A 23,115-nucleotide genomic window follows, 5' to 3' on the forward strand; every position below is an offset into this window, starting at 1 on the left:
CTATGAACGAAACGAAAAAAATGAGATCCATCGCCAGAAACATCAACCGAAGCTGGGTGGCAGGCCTTTTTGCCGCCTTTCTTCTTTTCGACATTCTGGCGGCGGGATTGACCATCGGCGGCTGGTGTTATTTTCAGGAAACGAAAACCGGCGCAGAATTCAGCCTTAAAACGCCCCGGCACTTTGAAACCATCGATGCTGATCAAATACCGGAAGAACACCAGGGCTATGCGCAGAGGAGCAAACGCTGGATTCTGATACCTTTTCAGGATACCATGATCCGCGCCCAATATGTTTATGAGGATTCCAGCGGCAAAAAACAGACCGTCTATGCGGGAAAGTTTCTGATCTTCTCCTGGCGATGCCTGGCATTGATCATCCTCATTCAGCTGCTGAGTCTGCTCTCTGATATGCTGACCGGATCCCGCAAGGCCCGCAGGCAGCTGGCCCCGCTCTATGAAATGACCCAAAAGGCAAAGGAACTGACCGACGCTGCTGCTTTTGATGAAAGCAAATTCCACGATTTGGAGGATGCCATCAGCCAGATCAGCCCCACCGGGCCTGACGCCAGGCTGCAAACCGGAGACACGGAACTGGAGGGGCTGGAACAGGCCGTCAACAGTCTGCTGGACCGTATGCGCCAATCCTACCAGCAGCAAGCCCGTTTTGTGTCCGATGCTTCCCATGAGCTGAGAACGCCCATCGCCGTCATTCAGGGCTACGCCAACATGCTGGATCGATGGGGAAAAGAGGATGAAAAAATTCTTGCCGAATCCATCGATGCCATAAAGAGCGAATCAGATCATATGAAAAAGCTGGTGGAACAACTGCTGTTTTTGGCAAGGGGCGACAGCGGCAGGACCAAACTTACCATGGAAGAATTTTCTTTGAGGGAAACCATCAAAGAGGTCTTCGATGAATCGGTAATGATCGATTCCGACCATCATTACCATTTGAAAGAGTCGGAAGACCTGAAAATTACAGGAGATGCGGCTATGGTAAAGCAGGCCGCCCGTATTCTGGTGGACAACGCGGCAAAATACACGCCCGCCGGCGCCGACATCGTGCTTCAAGTCAAAAAAAACGAAAAAAACCACCCATGCTTTGTGGTTCAGGACGAAGGAATCGGCATTGCGGCCGGCGATGTTTCCCACGTATTTGAGCGGTTTTTCCGCGCCGATCCGGCCCGGGGCAGAGACAGCGGCGGAACCGGACTGGGACTTTCCATCGCCAAATGGATTGTCGACCGCCACGGCGGATATTTCCAAGTCCTCAGCCGTGAAGAAATCGGCACCCGGATCACAGTCTGCTTTCCCCAGAATCCTCACTGATCCTTTTCAAGATCATTAAACCCTTCTCCCGTGCCCCAGACGGTTTCCACAGGAAGAACGGTCACCAGAGCCTTCTTATCCAGCTCTGCGACCTTGCGCTTTACCAGTATGCTTTCTCTCGGCGAACACATGACGCTGAGCTGGGTATACTGGTTTTTTGTGTATTCGCCTGTTATCTTCACACTGGAAACGCCCCTCTGAATATCCTCGATGATATACCGGCTCACCGCCTGATCCTGCGAAGTGATGATCTCCAAGCGAACGATCTTCGTTTCAAAGCCGTACATGACGATATCCACCATTCTGCTGATGATCACCTGGGTTATCAGAGCATAGAGAGCAATATTGCGGCCGAAGATAAAAGCTGATACGACAATAATCACCCCGTCGATGGCCAGCAGAATCTTGCTGAGACTGTAATAAGGAAAGAGCTTCTTTTTCAGGATTTTGGCAATGGCCTCGGTGCCGCTGAAGGAGTATCCCCGCCAAAAGACCAGGCCCACGCAGATGCCAGAAAAAACGCCGCAGAATACCGCCGCCAGCAGCACATCCTTGTCCTCCAGCAGCTGGAGATCCAGTTTTTCAAAGAGAAACATCACCGCCGGATAAACGATGGTCAGCAGCAGGATTTTTCGAAATTCCCTCAGTCCCAGAAAAATCACAGCAATGATCAGGATCAAAATCGAGCCGCCGTAATAAAGCAGCGAAAAATCCAAAGGCACGTAATTTTGAACGATCCGCACAATGCCGGTCAGTCCGCCGCTGGTGAGGCCGTTGGGGATCATCACGCCTACTGTGGAAAAAGCGCCCACACAGCAGGCCGCCAGCATGAAAAAGAGATCGACAGCAGCGGCCTTAACTTGTTCTTTGACCAATTTTGGCTCTTTGATTTTGCTCATCCATTATACTCCCGCTTGTAAAATTGTCAGTGTGCTGTTGCCGAACACATCCACGGCACGAATACTGATCTTATTAATATTGTATCCGATCTGCCGGCAAACTTTCTCAATTCGGTCTTTTTCCTTGGGAAAGGAAAATTGGGGATTATGGATTTTTCCATCGTATTGGAAATCCACACTCCAGTACTCCAGCAGCTGAAGCGGATCTTTTTTACGGAATTTTTTGATCACTTCCCGGTCCTTCCCTTCCAAGGGAATATGCCGCAAGTCCAGATCATAGCCCTTGAGCGTCACGGTCACCAGCTTTTTATCCGTAAATTCGATAGGCTCGGTTTCCAGACTAACCTTCAATTCTTCACTTTGTTCGTCTGCTTCCGTTTCCAGCAATGTAAATGTACTCTTTTTTACGGACATACGTTTCAGACTGCTGGCTGTGGCGATGCCTCCCACATCGCAGGAAATCCACTGTCTGCCCAGTTTTTCCGCGGTCGCCGCCAAGGTTCCCGACCCTCCGAAAAAGTCTGCACATAGATCGCCCGGCCTGCTGCAGCTTTCCACGATCCGGGAAAGGAGCTGTTCCGGTTTTTGGGTAGCGTAACCGGTCCGTTCAGCAGAGGTTCTCCCTACCATATCCACCTGCCACACATCTTTCATATTGACCATCGTATACCAGCCCAGTTCATCCTTATACTCTTTGACGCCCTTAAATCGGTAAGGTTTGTAGCCCCGATTATAGGACTTTTCCTGAAGAGGCTGAAAATAATACTTCTTGCTCTTTCCATAAAACAATAGCGTATCATGTTTTCTGGAAAAGTTTCGTTTGCCCGTTCCGCCGGACTTGTAGTTCCAGATGATTTCATTGACAAAGCGATCTTCGCCGAAGATTTCATCCAATAGAATTTTCACATAATGAACCACGTGCCAGTCCAAGTGTACCCAAAAGCATCCCTCTTCCGCCAGCAGGTCGCGAATGAAAAAAAAGCGGACGCAGAGCATGCGCAAGTATTCTTCCATACCGGTCTTCCACAGATCATCGTAAGCAGTCGGCTTTATAGCCGGCGAATCGTCCACAAGGGGCGACTTTAGTTTGATGACCGCATCGTAGCTGGCCTTGGAATAAAAGGGAGGGTCCATATAAATCAGCTGAATCTTGCCTTCCAGCTCTTTTTCCCGGATCAAGTACTGGATGAATTCCAGGTTATCTCCCCGGGCCAGAAGGCTGGCGCTCTCTTCCTCTGTATGATTGATCCTTTCCACCGGGCAGAAACTCCTGCCTCCTGGTATGGAATTTTTTATCTCCTGGTATTCGCTGCGGCTCTCCTCCAGAATGGAAGGAAGTAAATAGATCAAGCTCATCGTTTTCTGCCTTTCTTGCTTTTATTCTGTTCCAGCAGCACTGGGATCAGATCCTTTCTCTTTGCTTTTTCCAGGGTAAGCTTCACCAGCCGGCGGTTTTCCGGCTTATGAAAATGGATCAGAGCCCGCTGCATTTTTTTGTCTTTCAGATCTTTGGCCACATAAACCGCTTCCCCGGTAAATGGGTCCTGCTCCGTATAGTACATACATGTGGACAAGGTCCCCGGCGTCGGGTAAAAGTCCTGCACCTGGTCGGGAATAAAATGGTTTTCCTTGAGAAAGAGCGCCAGTTCTATGGCATCTTCCAGTCTGCTGCCCGGGTGGGAGGAGATCAAGTAAGGAATCAAATACTGCTTTTTCCCCAACTCTTTGTTGATTGTTTTATAGCGGCTGGTGAAGGCCTGAAAGATTTCTTTACCAGGTTTACGCATGTATTTGAGCACTTGGGGCGATATGTGCTCCGGCGCTACCTTGAGGGTTCCGCTGATATGATGGCGGCACAGTTCCCAAAGGAAGGACTCGTCTTTGTCCGCCATCACATAATCGTAGCGGATTCCTGAACGGATAAACACTTTCTTTACCCCCGGCAGGCTGCGCAGTTCCTTGAGAAGTCTGCGGTATTCGCTGTGGTCGACGTTCATCTGCGGGCACGGTTTGGGATAGAGGCAGTCTTTCTCCTTGCACACACCTGCCTCCAATTGTTTTTTGCACGCCGGATAACGGAAGTTGGCCGTAGGACCACCCACATCGTGGATGTACCCTTTGAAATCCTTGCTGCGGGTCATGGACTCTGCTTCTTTTAACAGGGAATCGATGCTCCGGCTGCGCAGGGCCCTTCCCTGATGATAGGTGAGGGCACAAAAACTGCACCCGCCGAAGCAGCCTCTGCTGCTGGTCAGGCTGAACCGGACTTCTTTCAGGGCGGGAACGCCCCCCTCCTTTTCGTACATGGGGTGGGCTTCTCCTTCATATGGCAGTTCATAAATCTGATCCAGCTCTTCCCGCTCAAGAGGTGGCTGGGGAATGTTCTGAACCACACACAGATCATCGCCGTAAGGTTCCATCATCTGTTTTCCTGCGATCGCATCGTTGTTTCGGTATTGGAGAGCGAAACTGTCGCCGTATCGCCTCTTGCTGCTTTGAATTTCTTCAAAGGATGGGAGCACAATGGTTTGGTCGTCAGCGTCCTTCAGGCTGCCTTTGACGCAGGTTCCCCCGATCCACCCCACATCTTTGGCTTCAAGACCTGAATCAAGGGCTTCGGCGATTTGGATCACCGCCCGTTCCCCCATTCCATATATGAGGATATCGGCTTTTGCATCAAGCAAAATGGAGCGGCGTACCTTGTCGTCCCAGTAATCGTAGTGGCCCAATCTGCGCAGGCTGGCTTCCAGTCCGCCGATGATAATGGGTGTATCTTTGTAAGCTTCCCGCGCTTTGTTGCTGTAGACGATCACGGCCCGGTCGGGGCGCAGGCCGGCTTTGCCGCCGGGGGAATAATGGTCGGTTTTCCGCCTGTGCTTGAACACGGAAAAATGATTGACCATGGAATCCACATTTCCGCTGTTGATTAAAAATCCCAGCCGCGGCTTTCCAAATCGGGTAAAGTCCTTCACCGAACGCCAGTCGGGCTGAGCAAGGACCGCCACTTTATAGCCGAACCGTTCCAGCAATCTACTGATGATCGCTGTGCCAAAGGACGGGTGATCCACATAGGCATCTCCTGTCACCAGGACAAAATCCGCCTGCTGCCATCCCCTCTCTTCCATATCTTTTTTTGAAACCGGTAAAAACACACTGCTCTCCTTTTAAACTGCAAAATTCCCTATTCAGTTTTTCTCCAAATAGGGAATTCTGTTTTACGTTCTTTCCATTTTATCATAGTTTATTCAATATTTAAACCTATTAAACTCCTCATACCTCTTGCTATTTTACTTTGGAGGTATAGGACAGCTTGATCCAATAACCGTTGGTTTTCAGCTTGCCCCATCCGTTTTTCTTCTGTTTGATCACATAGGTTCCCTTCTTGATCCTGCCTTTGCTCTTGTACTTGGTCCCCGGACCGCTTCGCATATTCAGGCTGGAAACCTTCACTTTCACTTTATAGCTTCCCTTTGAAGCTGAGCTGCCGGATGAGGAGCCGGCTTTGGTATATGCCAGACTGATCCAGTAGCCGTTTTTCTTCAGCTTACCCCATCCATTTTTGGTCTGTACAACGACATAGGTTCCTTTTTTGAGCCTGCCTTTGCTCTTATAGTTTGTTCCCGGACCGCTTCGCATGTTCAACTGAGTTACAGCCACTTTTACTTTCGTCTCTTTCGCTCTGTTTATTTTGATTGTGTAGGTCTTTTGGCCTCCGTTCTGCGCGGTTACCTTTATATTCTTGGTGTTGGTGCCTGTTGCAAGGCTAACTTTTCCTGTGCCGGAAATACTGGCTTTGGAGTTTGCCTTGGTGGCTTTGATGGTCACCGAAGATACATTGCTGGGTACACTAAGGGAGTAGGAAGTCGTCCCTGCATGAAAGGCCGGTGATATGGAATGGCCGCTGACACTGAGGGCTTTCAGGTTATTATTGGAATTAGCAGAATCCGTCACTCTTGTGGTGTATTCCAGGCTGATCCAATAGCCGTTGCTTTGCAGCTGTCCCCATTCTCCGTCGGAGCTGACTGCCTTCAGCTGGTAAGTCCCCTTGGCGATTTTACCCATGTTGGAATATCCGGTTCCTGGACCGCTTCGCATACGCAGATCCGATACATCGACTCTCACGCTGTAGCTTGCCGATACCGTTCCTTGATTAGCGGGTTTTTTATCAGTTACATATATGTATCCTTTAGGCGTACCATTGCTGCTCCATGGTTTACCATAATGAAAGAAGAAATCATCGGTGGAACTGGGGCCGTAAGTTTTGGTCTGCCATCCTGATTCTGAAACATAAATCTGACCGTTGACCACTTTCTCCACAAAGGCGACATGCGTTCTGTAAACCACCAGTGCGCCAGCTTTAGGTGTGGAACCGTATGCATAATATTTTCCTTTTTTATTGCAGTCCCACCAGTCTCCCGCATTGCCGCGCAGATTGGGGTTGAGAGGTTCTCCTAAAACTTCGCTGGCTCTGCTGTAAGCCCACCAGGTACAGTTGCCCCAGACATAACCACCTGTTCTTCCATCGTCCATGATACCTTTATAGTATTTGAAGTCCGGAGCCAGCCTCCCCGCCTTCCAAAAGCGGTTTAAATCCGAATAATAAAATCTGGCGTTGGGATCGTTCAGCTTGGGCATGCTTGTCCGAATGGTAAAGCTGGCAGCTGACGCTTCCTCTGGTTTTGCACCCATAGGCGCCAGCAGCGACACTACCAGGAACAGTATGAGCAGCACTGACAGGAATCTTCGCTTCATAATTGCCTCTCCTTTGTTTACATAAAATCTTTGTCTATTGTATCATTTTTTGTTATTTTTTGTCAAACATGTTTATTTAGTAATGATTTCCATGGATTGAATGACCGTTTCCAGCCGGTCCAGCTGAGATTCGTTTCCTCCCTGGAGGCCGATTTTGATCTCGCTCAGTTCCTTTTGCAAAGCCTGGATTGAGCAGGCAGGGCAAACCACCACTGGTACCAGCTTGATGGCGCCGTTTTCTTCCGTCACTTCCAGCTTATCGCCTTCTTTGATCCCCAGCTTTCTTACGATATCGCGGGGTATGGTTATCTGGCCCTTTTGCCTGAATTCAACAATCATACACACTATCCTTCTTATTGTAAGACTTTCCAACTTTCTTACTATTGCAATCCTTCACTTTCCTACGATTATAACTTTTTTCACAAAAAAGGACAACGCTATCGGCCAAAACTTTTCCGTCAGAAGCTTGAAATTTCAATGTTTACCATGTAACCCAGCTGGCTCTGGGCCAATATAACAAGATGTGGTATAGTCTTACAAAAAAGCTACTAGCGGCTGGTTCGTTATCAACAGCGGTGTAAAATTAGTGTAACCGGCTGCATCGACTGTACAGTCAAGCTATGAAAAAAGCACCATTTTCGTAAAATCACAAAAATGGTGCAGGTATAGACGCCGGGCTGGCAAATAAATCAAGATACTCTGTTCATGCGCCGCCCCTCGCGTACTGCATGTACATAGGAGGCTTCGCTCCTGTCATACATACCTTTTATATTTACAGTAATTCTTTTCTGGAAAGATTGATTCTGTTCTGGCTGTCGATTTCCGTAACCTTGACCTTAACCTTATCGCCGACGTTCATCACATCTTCCACTTTTTCTACACGATGTTTGGCCATCTTGGAGATGTGGAGGAGTCCTTCCTTGCCAGGCAGGATTTCAATAAAGGCCCCGAAATTCATCAGTCTGGTTACAGTTCCTTCATAGATTTCACCCACTTCAACGTCCTTGGTCAGCATTTCCACCTCATGGAGGGCTGCATGGGCGCTGTCCATATCAGGCGCAGCGATATAAACAAGTCCGGTATCGTCGATGTCGATCTTGACGCCCGTGTCGCCGATGATCTTGTTGATCGTCTTTCCTCCCGGCCCGATGACGGTTCTGATTTTGTCCGGATCGATCTGCAGCGAAATGATTCTTGGTGCATAAGGAGACAACTCTTTTCTCGGCTCCGGAAGCTCATCCAGCATTTCCTTCATGATATGCATACGGCCTTCGTAAGCCTGAGCCAGCGCATCCTGCAGAACCTGCTTGGAAAGACCGTGGACCTTGATATCCATCTGAATGGCTGTTACACCCTTTTCCGTTCCCGCAACCTTAAAGTCCATGTCGCCCAGGAAGTCTTCCATTCCCTGAATGTCGGACAGAATAGCCATTTTGCTGGTGCCGTCGTCTTCAACCCGTTCAATCAGTCCCATCGCAATACCGGCAACCGGCGCCTTAATGGGAACACCCGCATCCATCAGGGCCAGACAGCTGCCGCACACAGATGCCTGTGAAGTAGAACCGTTTGAAGATAAAATTTCCGATACCACGCGAATGGCATATGGGAAATCTTCCACACTGGGCAGCACAGGAATCAGCGCCCGTTCTGCCAGAGCTCCATGTCCGATCTCTCTTCTTCCCGGACTTCTCATTGGTCTTGCTTCGCCTACGGAATAAGGCGGGAAGTTGTAGTGGTGCATATAGCGTTTTTCCGTCTGCTCCGTAATGCCGTCGATGGTCTGCGCATCGCCCATAGCACCCAGAGTGGCAACAGACAGAGCCTGCGTCTGTCCTCTCTTAAAGAGGCCGGAACCATGGGTTCTCGGGAGAACGCCAGTGTCTACCCAAATTGGACGAATTTCATCCAGCTTGCGGTTATCCGGGCGGATGCCGTCATCCAGGATCAGACTTCTCACCTGCTCTTTGGTGATAGCATAGAGAACATTATCGATATCTTTTGCATTTTCCGGATAGATTTCTTCAAAGTGCTCTTTGGTCTCTGCTTCCACAGCGTCCATGTTGTCCAGTCTTTCCATCTTGTCGTAAGTCTGAATCGCAGCACGCATTTTATCTTCCGCGTAAGCTCTGACAGCCGTATTGATTTCCTCAGGCACCTGATAGAGATCCAGTTCCTTTTTCGGCTTGCCTACTTCAGCTACAATATCTTCAATAAAGGCAACAATCTTTTTGATCTCTTCATGAGCGAACATGATCGCATCCAGAATGTCTTCTTCCGGCACCTCGTCGGCTCCCGCTTCCACCATCATGATGGCTTCTTTTGTTCCGGAAACAACCAGATGCATGTCGCTGTTTTCTCTCTGCTCCAGGCTGGGATTGACGACAAACTGGCCGTCCACTCTGCCGATCAGAACCGATCCTGTAGGGCCGTCCCATGGAATATCAGAAATAGCCAGAGCTACGGAGGATCCGATCATCGCCGCGATTTCAGACGGAGCATCGTTATCCATGCACATAACCGTAGCAACGACCTGTACATCATTGAAAAATCCTTTCGGAAACAGCGGACGAAGCGGCCTGTCCATCAATCTGCAATTCAGGATCGCTTTTTCGCTGGGTCTGCCTTCTCTCTTGATAAATCCCCCTGGAATTTTTCCTGCCGCGTACATCTTTTCTTCATAGTCGCAGCTCAACGGGAAAAAGTCAATGTCCGGTCTGGGCTCTTTGGACATGACAGCTGTAACATTTACAACCGTATCCCCGTATTTTACCATAACCTGACCATTTGCCATCTCGCAGACTTTTCCGATTTCAAGCTCTAAAAGTTTGCCTCCGACAGCAGTTTTAAACGTTCTGTAATCAGTGAATTTCATTAACAACTACCTCCTGTTAATTTCTTCTCCTCAAAAACTAAAAATTCGCGGGTTTTCCGCATAAAAAACGCGTGCATGACGGAATCAAAGCTTCCTATGCACACATGTCGCTGACAAGCAGCGACGCTTCGCAAGGTACGTTCTTTGAAACTCCGTCAATATCGATTGCATCGATATTTCCTGCGTTATAAAAAAGTTTCCTTTGGAAACGTTGTTCGCACTTCGCGCTCACTTTCACAAGGCAAACTTTTTTGAAGCATAGGCAATGCTACGCATTCAATATTTCCTATGCTATAAAAAATCAAGCGGGAGCAGATCTCCCGCTTGCATTCTTTCTCGATTATTTTCTTAACCCCAGACGGGAAATCAGAGTTCTGTAACGTTCCAGATCCTTTTCCTTCAGGTAATTAAGAAGGTTCCTTCTCTGACCGACCATCTTCAGAAGTCCTCTTCTGGAGTGGTGGTCTTTCTTGTGCACCTGCAGGTGCTCGTTGAGGTCGTTAATTCTGTAAGTCAGAATCGCAACCTGTACTTCCGGGGAACCTGTATCCCCTTCTTTTAACTGATACTCTTTGATAATTTCCGCTTTTTTCGCTTGATTAATCATTGTTTTTCTCCTTTTCTGTATCCACCTTCAGCCGGGCCTCCGCCGGAGCGTCGTAAAACTCAGCAAAAGGTAATTTTGCTAACGATTTATAATACCATATTGTGTATGTGTTATGCAAGTTATTTCCGGGTTTTTCATATAAATGATTCTGTCCGCCCAATCGTCATTCTATACATGCGCCGTTACTTTTTTGTTAAAGCGGATTCTTTCATTTTTGCCACCAATGGGATTTCCAAAGCTGTAAGAATCACCACGCCCAGCATCGGAACCGTTACACCGCCGAAGGCTCCTTCTGCTGCTTCAAACAGAAACACAAAGAGGACACCGGAAATTTGTCCCATGAGCAGGATCATGCCCAGCGAAGTTCCCTCCTGCACCGGATAAGCAACCTCCGATCCATGCTGAAAGAGGATCGGCGCCACGCCCATAATGGCAAAGCCCGCCACTGCTGCGGCAAAAACAAGCATACCAAAGCCTTTGAGCATGGTCATCCCCAAATACAGCGGCACCAGCAGAATGATCGCCGTAATCAAAAACGGAATTCGCTTTCCCGCCCGATCTGAGATCATGGGCAGAATAATCGCGCCCAAAACGCCGGCCAGCACAAAAGCAGCGCCGATGATACCCGCCTGAGCGGAAGTAATGCCCCTGGGCATTAGGATGCTTTCGATCAAAGTCAGCAGCGTGTTGAAAATTCCCATTGAAATAAAAGCGATGATCATGGCAAGAAGGTAGGATTTATTGCGGAGAAGCACCTTCAAAGTAGCCAGACTGAAATCCTCTTTTTCCGCCTCAGGTCCCGGCGGCGCCACAGGCGGTTTTTCCCTGGAAAAAACAATCGCCAGCAGGGATGCGGCAACGCCGACCACAGCAAATGTTTTCAGCACGCCCGGAAGTCCATACTGCTCCGAAAGCATTGGCGATAAAACCATGGGCAGCGCAAACCCCAGGTATTGCGCCATGGTCAGAAGTCCGGCGGCAGTCGCCCGCTCATCAAAGGGAAACCAATTGGCGGCGACTTTGGTCGTGATATTGAGCAAAAACGGCTGCCCGGCTGCGATCAGGAATTGAGAAATGATGACCATGGTAAAGCTTTCCGCAAACAATCCTCTGGTCAAGCCGAAGATTCCGGTCAAAAGGGCGCCGATCCAAAGAGACGTCCGAAAGCCAAAGCGGTCGATCACATATGCCGCCGGAATGCAAAATACGATAAACATAATCATATAACTGGTAGCCAGCATAGTAATCGCCATAGAACTGGTGCTGTAAAAGGTTTCGGCAATACTAGAGATGGGCGAAAAAGTGAGCCACATCATTTCTGTAGCTATAATCGCGGGGATCGTTGTAAAGAGAATCACCCACCGATAAGGAGATATATTTTTCGTTTTCATTTTACAAACTCCTCCTATTCAGCATGCCAAAGTTTTTCCGGTTTGTTTTATATAAGCTTCTAAAAATTTGGAATAAGTTCTCGTAAACGGCAGTATTGGCAGGCTGCGGTTCATAAACGTGATCTACGGAAATCAGTGTTTTTATTTCATCGATGGATTCGATGACCTTAAGCCCTAAAGCCATAAGAGCAGCAGATCCTACAGCCCCTGCGTTCTGCGGATTTTTAACCGTTTCTATCCGCCTTCCCAGCACATCGGCCAGGATTTGACACGTCAGCGGCGCCAAGGCCCCTCCCCCGGCAAAGCGAATGGTCTGCGACGTTTTGGTCTGTTTTTCCATCGCCCTCAGCTGCCACTTCAAATGAAGACAAACTCCTTCGATCACGGCATGAATCATATCGGAAGCGGTGGTTTCGATTCCCAGATTGAAAAACAGACCTCTTGCATCTGGATCTTCAAACGGGCATCGATTTCCGTGAAGCCAAGGCGTAAAGAGAACACCGTTGCTTCCGGCGGGTATTTGACTGATCTTATCCATAATATACCCGTAGAGATTTTTGTGCTTGCTTTCCAAATCTTCATAGGCAAACTTTTTTTCCTTAAATAGGCCCAGCTCATCCAAACCGATATGGTCCCTGGCCCATTCCAGACATTTGCCCGCAGTCTCCAGCTCGGCAAAGCAATTGAATCGATTCGGGTCTGCGCCAACGATGGAAGCGATCATCGATCCTATGTCCAGCCTCTGTTTTTCCACCACCGTCGAAACCCATCCAGATGTCCCCATATAGATGTGGGTTGCCCCTGTTTCCACTGCTCCTGCTCCCACGCCTATGAGGGAAGCATCACCGCCTCCGGAAAAAACAGGAGTGCCTTCGGCCAGACCCAATTCTGCTGCCGCCTGCCCGGTAATGGTTCCTACCTGGTCCCGGCATTCGCAGATTTGGGGAAGATGTTCCATGTTCACATCCATCATGGAGCAAAGTTCCCTGCTAAAGCCTTCTTTGCCCTTTCTGGTGTCATAAAGCAATGTGGCAAAAGCACTGTCCCTGGACATGATGAAATTTCCCGTTGCCCGGCAGACCAGATAATCTTTCACATCCAGCCATTTATGTACTTTGGAGAAGATTTCCGGCTCCTCATCTTGCACCCACTTGTATTTCCAAAGAGGGTCCTTGACGCTGGCGGAAACGGCTCCGCTGATCATGATGGATCGCAGCAGCTTGCGGGCGTTCATACCCATGATTTTAAAGCCCCTCTGAAGCCCCTGTTCCATCTGCTTTTTTCCCCGATTATCCATATAGCTCATGGCGTTTCTAACCGGCTGCCCTTCTTGATCAACTAAAACGACGGCCTGCATCTGCGCACAAAAGGAGATCCCTTTGATTGCTTCCTTGGCGACCCCGGCCTTATGCAAAAGCTGGTTTGTGGTATCGCACATTGCCCGCCACCATTGCTGCGGATCTTGCTCTACGCCCCCATTTTCCAGGACATAAAGATCATAATCCACCAACTCGCCGGCGATAAATTCGATGCCTGTTTCCATCGATAATGAAAACAGACAGCATTTTACGCCTGTCGTTCCCACATCGTAAGCAATCACGTACATAGGCTCACTCTCCTAACTTTGAGTACTTCCTCAGATAGATTTGCCTCATCAGAAAACGATCAAAGAATTTGATGGGGGTCCCGCCGCTTTCTTTCGCTGCGAAATAGGCCTTACAATTTTTTTCCACCAGCATAGACAGAGCTTCTGCATCGCTGACGTTTTTGCCTACACAAAGAGCACCGCGCCCCCTGACCAACATAGATTTTCCCGTTCTAACCGCAGATTCAATCGCCTCCGGTCCTGCGAACTTCATACTCATTCCCGCCATCTGCGCAAAATCGTCTAAATAAGGTTTGAGGCGGATCTCTTCCTTCAAAAAGGCTTTTACTACTGGGCTGCAGTTCCAAATGACCGCCTTTTCATGTTGATTTTGAATGAATTCTTTACTCGCCGGATGGCGGGTGATGTCCGGGTGGAGCTGATCCAGATATTGGCCGCATGCCTGCTCCAGGTTATGGGCAGTGCGGAAAGCCTCTTCATAGCTGCTGCCATAGATCACCGCTCCGTGGTGTTTCAAGATGACGGCTTTGCCATCAGAGGCGGAAACGGCTTTGACCGTATTGGCACAGAGGGTTTCCGTTCCCGGCAGGCCGTATTCCGCGCAGATGACCCGTTCTCCGATTCCTTCGCAGGCCTGATTCAGTTCTATTTCCGATACTCCCATCGCCGAGATGGCCGACGCATTTTCCTGATGGGTATGAATGACAAATTGGGCATCGTCTTTCAATTGATAGATAGCCCGATGAATCCGTTTTTCTGAGGAGGGTTTGATGTCGCCTTCGTAACTGAGATCGCTCATTTTGACTTCAACCACTTCCTCTTCGGTCAGCGTAAGGTAATTGCGGCCGCTGGCCGTGATGACAAAGGTTTCATCATCGACCCTGCAGCTGACATTCCCCCAAGTCCTGGCGATCAGCCCCGACTTGGACAGCTCTTTTCCAGCCTGAATCACTTGTTTTTTTGCTTCTCTTTTCTCCATTATCCTAACTCCTCAACATTGGATAGTACTCGATCAAAACGATTTAGAATGTCAGGCAGCATAGATTCCTCGTAAGCGGCACTGGTATAAAGCCTGCTTCCTGCCAGCGTTACGATACCTTCAGCCATATAGGCGGCCCCCATATGTTCCATTTCCTGCTTCCTGGCAGAAGTCGCTTTCAGCACCTCCGGTATCTGCCATGGTTTATGCCAGTTGATGGCATAATGCATGGCTCCTGTTGTATCTAAGTGACAGATGGACCCCTGGTTAAAAGCGACAAAGGGCAGTTTATACTTGTCGATCAGCTGATTCAGTCCGTCTGTCAGCCGGTCGGCGAATTTGCCGGCCCTTGGTATGGCTCCTGATTCTTCAATTTCGCAAAGGGTATAGTAGCCCGCCACACAGCTGATGGGAGCAGCTGCCATGGTTCCGCCCACCAGCGCTTTCGGATGCTTTGCTTCGCCGCCAATGCCGGAAGACAAGTATTTCATATATTCTTTCTTGCCGCCCAGGCCGCCTGCTCCCGGATATCCGCCTGCGATGACTTTGCCGAAGATGGTCAGATCGGGAGAAATTCCAAAATAACCCTGCGCCCCGCTCATGCCGATTCGAAAGCCGCATACCACTTCATCACAGATCAAAAGGGCTCCGTACTGCCTGCACAGTTTTTCAACGCCCCGGCAAAAGTCATAATCCACCGGCCTGGTACCGCTCTCCGGTCCCACCGGCTCCAGCATAACCGCAGCCGTGCCCCCTTTCATCTTATTACGCCGCAGCTTTTTCTCCAGGTCATTCAAATCATTGGGGAAAAACTCGTCGGTGTATTTGAACATTTTTCTCGGCACGCCTTTGGCCTGGGTCCATTTTGAACCCGGAATTCGTATTCCGTAGGCCAGCTGGTCGCTCCATCCGTGATAGGCGCCTCCCATCTTCAAAATCCGTTTGTTTTTCGTGGCCAGTCTGGCGACGCGGATGGCGCCCATGCAAGCCTCTGTTCCCGATCCCATCATACGAAACATTTCTACTGATTCTATGCTGTCACAAATTTTCTTTGCCAATTTGTACTCGTATTCGTGGAACAAACCTGTAGACGGTCCGCAGGTTTCCAGCAGCTGGATCACTTTCTTTCGAACAGATGGCGGATTGCTCCCCAGTACGGTAGGCCCGCCCGCCTGGAGAAAGTCGTAATACTGATTGCCGTCCACATCGTATAAATATGCGCCCTCTGCCTTGTTGAACGCCAGTGGAAAAGGATGGTTAAAAGCCAAGTTGTGCTGAACGCCTCCGGGTATGATATTTATCGCTTCGTCAATCATCGCTTTTGAAGTCCGGCACTTTTTTCCGAAATATTCCTCTTCGTAAGTTTTCAAGACTGAAGGTTTGATGGAGTAGATGGGCTTTTCAATCAGGGCATCCAGTTTTTTTGTAACTTCCTCCGCATCTAAGTAGTTCGTAATTGCATATTGATCTTCCATTTTTCTTTTACCTCTCTATCGATATATCCCTGTTAAAGCCAGGTCTAAAATATGGTTTATTTTTTCTTCGCACCTCTCTTTTGAATAAGATTCCATGCGTTCCCATTGGAATTGGGAATTGAGATAGACACCCATGAAAAGATCAAGAATGTCCTCAGCTTCAACGTCTTGACGAAATATCTCCTCCTGCTGGGCCTGCCGTATCATCTGCAAAAAAAGCTGCCGCACAGGTTCGCCCTTTTTGTAAAGGGGGCTGGTTTTGCAGGAATTAAGATATAGAATCCTTCGGCTCACTCCAATGAAGGGAATGCTGTCGGAAACCAGAAATACCAGCGCTTTTCGGATTTTGCTATCTGCATCTTCATTTGCCAGCTCTTTTTCAACATATGTGAAGAATACTTCCGTTTCGTCCTCCGCCGTTCCAACAAGCAGACTTTCTTTGTTGGGGAAATAATTGTATAAGGTCGCTTTGGAAACCTCTGCTTTTGCTGCCACATCCTCGATCATGGTGTTTTCGAAACCATTGGCCTTGAAAAGACGCCTGGATGCTTTGAGAATCTTTGTGCGGCATTTTATTTTGTTTGCGGCCCGCCGGGACTCTGCCATATACTCACCTCATTTCTCCTGTTATTCATAGCATACTCCAAGTTTTTCAGAATTGCAAGTAAAATTATACTTACGTCTATTTTTAGAGTTAAGTTTAGGGTTTTGGGAGAGGATGCGGGGTGGGTGTTGAAGGGCCAGGAAGGGTGGAGTTGGGCGGGTTGTTGATAGGTGGGGAAGGAAGGGATATGCGGGAAGGTGCGGGAAGAGGTATGTCCGGGAAAAAACTAAAAATTTCTTTCGAAATTTTCGCCGTTTGTAACGGCTGCGGCTGCTTAGATTCAGGTTGGAGCGAGCCCGCGGGCTTTTTCTCAAGATGAAGCCCCGCAAACCCACAGCTTTGCGTAAAAAGTTTAAAATTTTATCAAAATTTTCCGCAATCCTGCCAAAGGCCCACAGGCCCGGCACGCAGACAAAAAAAGACCGCGGTTCCCAAAACTGAGGATTCCGCGGCCTTTCGTCCTTTTAATCATTTATACAAAATGGCCTTCCGTCTTTCTTCGATGATAAGACCTGGCCGTGATGCAGTCGTCCGTAATCTGCTTGGAGAGAGCCTCCACGCTTTCAAACTTTCGTTCGTCCCTGGTCTTTTCCAGGAATTCCACGCGGATGGTTTTGCCGTAAAGCTCTTTGTCAAAATTAAAAATATGGGTTTCCACATTTTTATGGTAAGTTCCGATGGTCGGTTTGACGCCCACGTTGGTCACGCTGGGATAACGAACGCCGTTATACGTGCAGTAAGTTACATATACTCCGTTAGGCGGGGTCACCATAGTTTCGTCGATCATAATGTTGGACGTTGGAAAGCCGATCGTTCTGCCCAGCTTATTTCCCACGACCACCTCGCCGTCGATGGAATAGAGACGGCCCATGTACTTGAGGCACTGGTCCACTTTTCCCTCCTGGATCAGGGCGCGTATAAAGGTGCTGCTCACCAAATTTCCGTCGATGGTAAAGGGCTCCTGAATATGAATGCCAAAGCCCTTTTTCATCCCCTCTTTCATCAAAATCTCCGCATTTCCCGCCGCTTTATAGCCGAATCGGTAATTAAATCCGCAGTAAGCCTGGCGCATATTGAATTTGCCGATCAAAAGATCATCGATAAAATCGATGGGATCCATGGTCAAAATCGTTCTATCAAAGGGAATGTTAAACAAATAGTCTACACCCAGGCTCTCAATAATCGCCGCTTTTTCATCCGCATAGAGAATATTCTTTACCACAATTTCATCGGCCATCAAATTCTTGGGATGGTTGGAAAAGGTAAACACAGCGCTCTTAAATCCTGCGGCTTCCGCGCTCTTGACCGTACGCGAAATAATCTGCTGGTGTCCCTTATGAACGCCGTCGAAGTTCCCCAGAGCTACCACCGTTTCCTCTATATTTTCGATTTCATCCAGCGAATTAAATATTTTCATACGTTAACCTCTAAAAAATACTTTGTCTGCTACTAATTTTTTATATTTGCTGCTATAAAAGGCCACCCCTAAAAACGTCTCCTGCCCGCCTTCCTTTAAATAAAGGTTGTATGCGCAGCGATATTCCGGGCGAAGGGGAATGTGCGGTTCTCTTTCCTTATATGCCGGTTCCCGCTCAATCAGGACATCTTTCAGGGAGACATGCCCCCCATTGCAAAAATATGCAGCCTGCTCCCTGCCCAAAAGCGCTTTGCCGAAATGAATCAGAGGAAAATCCGGCGGCACCAGCAGCGCCCGGGCCTGTTCCTGATCCATATCACGCAGTTTCTCCATATCCACTGCATCTTCCAGCAAAAATGCACCGCTGGCCGTCCGCACCAGCCCTGTCATGACGGCTCCGCATCCCAATGCTTCACCCACATCCCTGCAGATGCTTCTTATGTATGTTCCCTTGGAACAAGTCACCTGCCAAAGGATCTTCTTTTCTTCCAGATCGATCTTTTCCACCAGCAGATCGCGTATATAGACCTGCCTTGGTTTGATCTCAACCTCTTCGCCGGCTCTGGCGTACTGATACAATTTCTTTCCGTCCACTTTGATGGCTGAATACTTGGGCGGGATCTGGGAGATGTTTCCGCGAAAAGGCGTAAATGCTTGGTGAATCTCCTCAGCTGTAACTGAGGATGCATCCGCCTCGCCTGTAATCCGGCCCCAGATATCTAGAGTATCGGAAGTGAGTCCCAACTGCATTTCGCAGCGGTAAGTCTTAAAATCCAAATCCAAGTATTCCATGATCCTGGTAGCGCTTCCTGCACAGATCGGCAGAACGCCGGTAGCCATCGGGTCCAAAGTCCCGGTATGGCCTACTCTCTTTATGCCCAGCACCCTTCTCATCACGGCCACACAATCGTGAGAAGTCCATTCAGCCGGTTTATTCACATTTATGATACCAGTTACATTCATGCTTCTGCTTTCTCCAGACTTTTTTTGATTGCCTCTTTCAATTGTAAGCAGGCATCTTCAAGCTCCTTTCGAAAAGTGCATCCGGCTGCTTTGACATGGCCGCCGCCGCCGAACTGGGCAGCAATTTCCGCCACATTTCCGGAAGTTTTAGCCCGCATGCTGACCTTAATCAACGTTTCCTCTCGTTCCTTGACAAAGGCGGCGATTTCTACGCCCTTAATATTGCGCAGCGTCTCGACAACGCCTTCTGTCTCTTCCAGTTTGGCACCCACCTGCGCGAGCATATCCTGTGTAACATAGGCAATTGCAGCCTTACCATCGGCAAAAACCTCCAGTGTATCGAGAATTTTGGATGTAATGCGAATTTTTTCCAATCTGGTGTTTTGGTATAGCTCCACTGCAATATGAGCATGATCGATGCCTGCATCATAGAGTGAAGCTGTAATCAAGTGGCTCTCCTTTGTGGCGTTGGAATACTGGAAGTTACCAGTATCCGTACTAATCCCAGTAAAGATTGCCTCCCCGATTTCTTTGTCGATAGGAATATCCATGGCTGCCAGGATAGCATAGATTATTTCTGCAGTAGCCGCAATGCCGCCATCAATATAATTGTAATCTGCAAAAGGCTGCGAGGTGGTGTGGTGGTCCACGCAAATCGTCGTTTTTCCACGAAAAAATGTCTGCTGGCGCTCAGGAAAACGAGATACCTCACCGCAGTCTATGCAGATGCAGATATCCGGCTCCCGGATGCAGTCCTGATCCTTCGTACAATATCCATTATCCAAAAAGCTGAGGTATTCAGGCACATCATCTTCGATGAGGATGAAAGCCTCTTTCCCCGCATTGCGCATGGCCCGGCAAAGAGCCGCCGAAGAACCGAGCGCATCACCATCCATCTGTATATGTGGAAAAAGCAGTACGGAGTCCGCTTTTGCAAGTTTTTCTCCGATCTGCTTCAATGTGTTATTTTCTACTTTCATGCTGTTCACGATTTATCCAATCCTTGAATGATTTCTTCAATATGACGCCCATATTCCAGGGAAGTATCCATTTTGAAGATCAAATCCGGAATATGACGCAGTTTGATCTGTCTGCCGATTTCCCGCTTGATCACCCCCTTGGCGCTGCTCAGTGCTGCCAGCGCATCTTCCTGAATTTTTTTGCTGTCCTCGTGCTTTAAATCCAAACCCAAAACCGTGATATATACGGTAGCGTAACTGCCGTCTGAGGTTACCTCTACGGCAGAAACGCTCACCATTCCTGATTTTAGCCTGGGATCCTTCAGCTCTCTTAAGAGCAGGTCGCTGATGATCCTTCGAATTTCCTCACCGAGCCTGCCCTGTCTGTGTCCTTTTCCCATATTTATCTCCTAATCTCGCTTGATCTCTTCCATCTGGAAGCATTCGATAATGTCTCCTTCTTTGATGTCGTTGTAGCTTTCCACGCCAATACCGCATTCGTATCCCTGTGCCACTTCTTTTGCATCGTCTTTGAATCGTTTCAGGGATGCAATCTTTCCTTCGTGAATCACGATACCGTCGCGCACCAGTCTGATCTGCGCATTACGGACTACCTTGCCGTCAGTAACGTAGGCTCCCCCTACAATGCCAACTCCCGGCACCTTGAAGGTGTTTCTTATTTCTACTGTTCCCAGAACCACTTCTTTAAATTCAGGATCCAGCATACCCTTCATGGCATTTTCTACATCATCGATGATATCGTAGATAACCCTGTAGGTCCGAATCTGAATATTATCCCGCTCTGCCATGGCAGAAACCGCTGTACTAGGTCTGACATTAAAGCCGATAATGATCGCATCGGAAGTTCCTGCCAGCATGACATCGGATTCAGTCACAGCGCCGACGCCGGTGTGTACAATCTTGACTCTTACATTTTCTGCAGATAATTTTTCTAAAGACGATACGATCGCGCCCACTGAACCCTGCACATCGCCTTTTACGATCAGGTTTAATTCTTTGATTTCACCTTCTTGTATCTGGGAGAACAATTCTTCCAGCGTAGTACTGGAATTTCTAGCCAGGACTTCTTCTCTCTTCTTTTCTTTTCTGTGTTCGGCAATCTCTCTTGCGATCCGGTCTTCCTTGACGGCATTAAACTCATCACCGGCATGAGGTACTTCCGTCAATCCCAGAATCTCAACCGCTGTAGCTGGTCCTGCCTGGCGGATTTTCTCACCCTTATGGTTTGTCATGAGACGAATCTTCCCGGAACAAGTTCCAGCGACAACGCTCATGCCTGCTTTCAGGGTACCGTTGAGCACTAAGAGGCTTGCTACAGGACCCTTGGCCTTATCCAGCCGTGCTTCCAGTACAGAACCCATGGCAAGACGGTTCGGATTAGCTTTTAATTCAAGAACTTCTGCCTGCAGCAAGATCATTTCCAACAGATTGACAATCCCGTCACCGGACTTTGCGGAAACAGGAACGCTGATCACATCGCCGCCCCAGTCTTCAACCAGAACGCCCTGTTCAGCCAGATCTTTCTTTACAATATCCGGGTTGGCGCCAGGTTTATCCATCTTGTTAATGGCAACAATAATGGGCACGCCGGCAGCCTTGGCATGGCTGATGGATTCAATGGTCTGCGGTTTTACACTATCATCAGCCGCGACCACCAGAACAGCAATATCCGTCGTATGGGCTCCTCTGGCTCTCATCGCAGTAAATGCCTCATGTCCCGGCGTATCCAAAAATACGATCTTCTGGCCGTTGATTTCAACCTCGGACGCACCGATATGCTGGGTAATTCCGCCGGATTCGGAGGCAGTCACATTTGTCTTACGGATCGCATCTAAAAGGGAGGTCTTACCGTGGTCTACATGACCCATTACCGTAATAATCGGAGCTCTCGGGCGCAGATCTTCATCTTTATCTTCAAAGACCTCCAGGCCCTCTTCTTCTTCCTCTTCCTGCACTTTACCAATCACAACACTGGCGCCCAGCTCTTCTGCTAACAGCACGACTGTGTCCTCATCTAAATTCTGATTAACATTCGCCATAATCCCCATTTTCATCAGCGTCATAATGATTTGGGAAACGGATACCTGGATCTGCTCCGCCAGCCCGGCTACGGTAATCGGTACATTGATCACAGTCGTACCTACTGGAATTTCAGCCACCTCAGCTTCGGGTTCAGGAGCAGGTTTTGGTTTGTTCTGCTTTTTGGGACGCACTTTCTTTTCCAGAGAACGGGTTGGCTGCGGCTTTCCGCCTTTCTTTCCGCCTCTTTCCAGCTTGGCGAATTTATCCCGTTCTTTCTCCTTCTTTTCTTTTGTCTTATCGCTTTTCTTATGTGAAGACGGCTTTTCCAGTACCGTGTCAACCTTCTTATCTTTTCTGACAGGCCGGTTTCCTCCCTGGTTTTGGGCGTTATCGCGGTCACGACGGTCACGGCTGTCGCTGCCGTCCCGTTTTGGAGGTCTTGCTCCGTCGCGTCTTTGGCCCTTGTTTCCGTCTCTTTTCTGATTCCGCTCCTTATTACGATCGGATGCGGCTTTTTTTTCTTTTTCAACGGCTTTTCGCTCAGCAGCAGCTTTTTCTTTCTTCTCGCGGGCGATCCGTTCCTCTTCGTGAACTTCAGAAGCTTTTTTAATGATCTTCAGCCTCTCCTGACGAATGACTGGTTTGGGCTCCTTTTTAGCCGCTGCTGCAGGCTGGGCGTCCTTTGTTTTTTCTTTCTTTTCGACTGGTTTTGCTGTTTCCGGCTTTTTCACTTCCGTTGTCTCCGTTTTTTCAGGCTTTGCAGCCGGAGCAGGCGCATTTTTTCCCCGTTCTTCCAGCTCTTTTGGTACAACCGGCTTACCGACAGGAGGTTTCGGCCGCTTTTCCAAATCCTTAGGCACAACCGGTTTTCCTACAGGCGGCTTCTGAGTCACTGTTCGTTCCTGCGTTTTCGCCTGATGATGTTTGGCTGTTTTTGGCTGCACCGGAATAGCGATCTTAGCCGCTTTGACCGTAACCTTGGGCTCATCAATCTCTGCTTTTTTTCCCACAGCTTTTTCTGCTTTCTTGGGCTTTGCCTTGACAATCTTCGTCTCAGCACCGCTCTTACTCCTCTGTATGGTATTTTTCACCGCAGTGGCGTCAATATCCTCCAGGGTGCTGTTTTTATCCTTTACTTCAATTCCCATGGACCTGGCTTTTTCCAGGACCGCCTTTGTATCCATATCAAGTTCTTTGGCTAGTTCATGTATTTTCAT

General features: G+C 48.7%; 18 protein-coding genes. 1 reads left to right on the forward strand and 17 read right to left on the reverse strand.

The features are described from left to right. The first annotated feature begins 2 nt into the window (after positions 1-2). The gene (locus tag NIA71_RS07300; RefSeq protein ID WP_253020060.1) at positions 3-1,331 is read left to right on the forward strand and encodes a sensor histidine kinase; all 1,329 of its coding nucleotides are present in this window, start codon (positions 3-5) and stop codon (positions 1,329-1,331) included. Here the strand turns inward: NIA71_RS07300 and NIA71_RS07305 are convergent. The 17 genes from NIA71_RS07305 to infB form a co-directional block, all read right to left on the reverse strand. Next, entirely contained in the window at positions 1,325-2,230 is a 906-nt protein-coding gene (locus NIA71_RS07305) for a YitT family protein (RefSeq protein WP_253020061.1), read from the reverse strand. The two genes, NIA71_RS07300 and NIA71_RS07305, sit on opposite strands and share 7 nt — an antisense overlap. A gap of 3 nt (positions 2,231-2,233) precedes the next feature. Then, entirely contained in the window at positions 2,234-3,586 is a 1,353-nt protein-coding gene (locus NIA71_RS07310) for a DNA-methyltransferase (protein ID WP_148397320.1), read from the reverse strand. Beyond that, positions 3,583-5,382: a YgiQ family radical SAM protein gene (locus NIA71_RS07315; RefSeq protein WP_253020062.1), complete on the reverse strand. Its 1,800-nt coding sequence runs from the start codon at positions 5,380-5,382 to the stop codon at positions 3,583-3,585. Before NIA71_RS07315 ends, NIA71_RS07310 begins: the two co-directional genes overlap by 4 nt. Before the next feature lie 130 nt (positions 5,383-5,512). After that, positions 5,513-6,982, reverse strand: coding sequence for a CHAP domain-containing protein (locus NIA71_RS07320; protein WP_148397319.1), 1,470 nt, complete (start codon positions 6,980-6,982; stop codon positions 5,513-5,515). A gap of 72 nt (positions 6,983-7,054) precedes the next feature. Beyond that, positions 7,055-7,321, reverse strand: a complete 267-nt coding sequence (locus tag NIA71_RS07325; protein ID WP_148397318.1) for an AbrB/MazE/SpoVT family DNA-binding domain-containing protein — start codon at positions 7,319-7,321, stop codon at positions 7,055-7,057. Positions 7,322-7,754: 433 nt separating this feature from the next. Next, positions 7,755-9,854 carry a polyribonucleotide nucleotidyltransferase gene (locus NIA71_RS07330; protein ID WP_148397317.1) on the reverse strand — a complete coding sequence of 700 codons (2,100 nt, stop codon included), beginning with the start codon at positions 9,852-9,854 and terminating at the stop codon, positions 7,755-7,757. Positions 9,855-10,194: 340 nt separating this feature from the next. Further along, complete coding sequence (rpsO, locus tag NIA71_RS07335) at positions 10,195-10,461, reverse strand: 30S ribosomal protein S15 (protein ID WP_148397316.1); 267 nt, start codon at positions 10,459-10,461, stop codon at positions 10,195-10,197. Positions 10,462-10,643: 182 nt separating this feature from the next. Next, positions 10,644-11,852 carry an MFS transporter gene (locus tag NIA71_RS07340; protein ID WP_253020063.1) on the reverse strand — a complete coding sequence of 403 codons (1,209 nt, stop codon included), beginning with the start codon at positions 11,850-11,852 and terminating at the stop codon, positions 10,644-10,646. A gap of 1 nt (position 11,853) precedes the next feature. Beyond that, positions 11,854-13,458: a xylulokinase gene (locus NIA71_RS07345; protein WP_253020064.1), complete on the reverse strand. Its 1,605-nt coding sequence runs from the start codon at positions 13,456-13,458 to the stop codon at positions 11,854-11,856. Between the two features lie 4 nt (positions 13,459-13,462). Further along, positions 13,463-14,437, reverse strand: coding sequence for a class II aldolase/adducin family protein (locus tag NIA71_RS07350; RefSeq protein ID WP_253020065.1), 975 nt, complete (start codon positions 14,435-14,437; stop codon positions 13,463-13,465). Then, positions 14,437-15,912, reverse strand: a complete 1,476-nt coding sequence (locus NIA71_RS07355) for an aspartate aminotransferase family protein (RefSeq protein WP_148397312.1) — start codon at positions 15,910-15,912, stop codon at positions 14,437-14,439. Before NIA71_RS07355 ends, NIA71_RS07350 begins: the two co-directional genes overlap by 1 nt. A 15-nt stretch (positions 15,913-15,927) precedes the next feature. Further along, positions 15,928-16,518: a TetR/AcrR family transcriptional regulator gene (locus NIA71_RS07360; protein ID WP_253020066.1), complete on the reverse strand. Its 591-nt coding sequence runs from the start codon at positions 16,516-16,518 to the stop codon at positions 15,928-15,930. Positions 16,519-16,988: 470 nt separating this feature from the next. After that, entirely contained in the window at positions 16,989-17,933 is a 945-nt protein-coding gene (locus tag NIA71_RS07365; protein ID WP_148397310.1) for a bifunctional riboflavin kinase/FAD synthetase, read from the reverse strand. Between the two features lie 3 nt (positions 17,934-17,936). Next, positions 17,937-18,896 carry a tRNA pseudouridine(55) synthase TruB gene (gene truB, locus NIA71_RS07370; protein ID WP_253020067.1) on the reverse strand — a complete coding sequence of 320 codons (960 nt, stop codon included), beginning with the start codon at positions 18,894-18,896 and terminating at the stop codon, positions 17,937-17,939. Beyond that, the gene (locus NIA71_RS07375) at positions 18,893-19,876 is read right to left on the reverse strand and encodes a DHH family phosphoesterase (RefSeq protein WP_253021286.1); all 984 of its coding nucleotides are present in this window, start codon (positions 19,874-19,876) and stop codon (positions 18,893-18,895) included. Before NIA71_RS07375 ends, truB begins: the two co-directional genes overlap by 4 nt. 5 nt (positions 19,877-19,881) lie before the next feature. After that, positions 19,882-20,256, reverse strand: coding sequence for a 30S ribosome-binding factor RbfA (gene rbfA / locus NIA71_RS07380; RefSeq protein ID WP_148397307.1), 375 nt, complete (start codon positions 20,254-20,256; stop codon positions 19,882-19,884). Positions 20,257-20,265: 9 nt separating this feature from the next. Next, a complete protein-coding gene (gene infB, locus NIA71_RS07385) occupies positions 20,266-23,115 on the reverse strand; it encodes a translation initiation factor IF-2 (protein WP_253020068.1) in 2,850 nt (949 codons plus the stop codon).

It is taken from the genome of Ihubacter massiliensis, from assembly GCF_024125305.1.
GTDB classification, from domain to species: domain Bacteria; phylum Bacillota; class Clostridia; order Peptostreptococcales; family Anaerovoracaceae; genus Hominibacterium; species Hominibacterium faecale.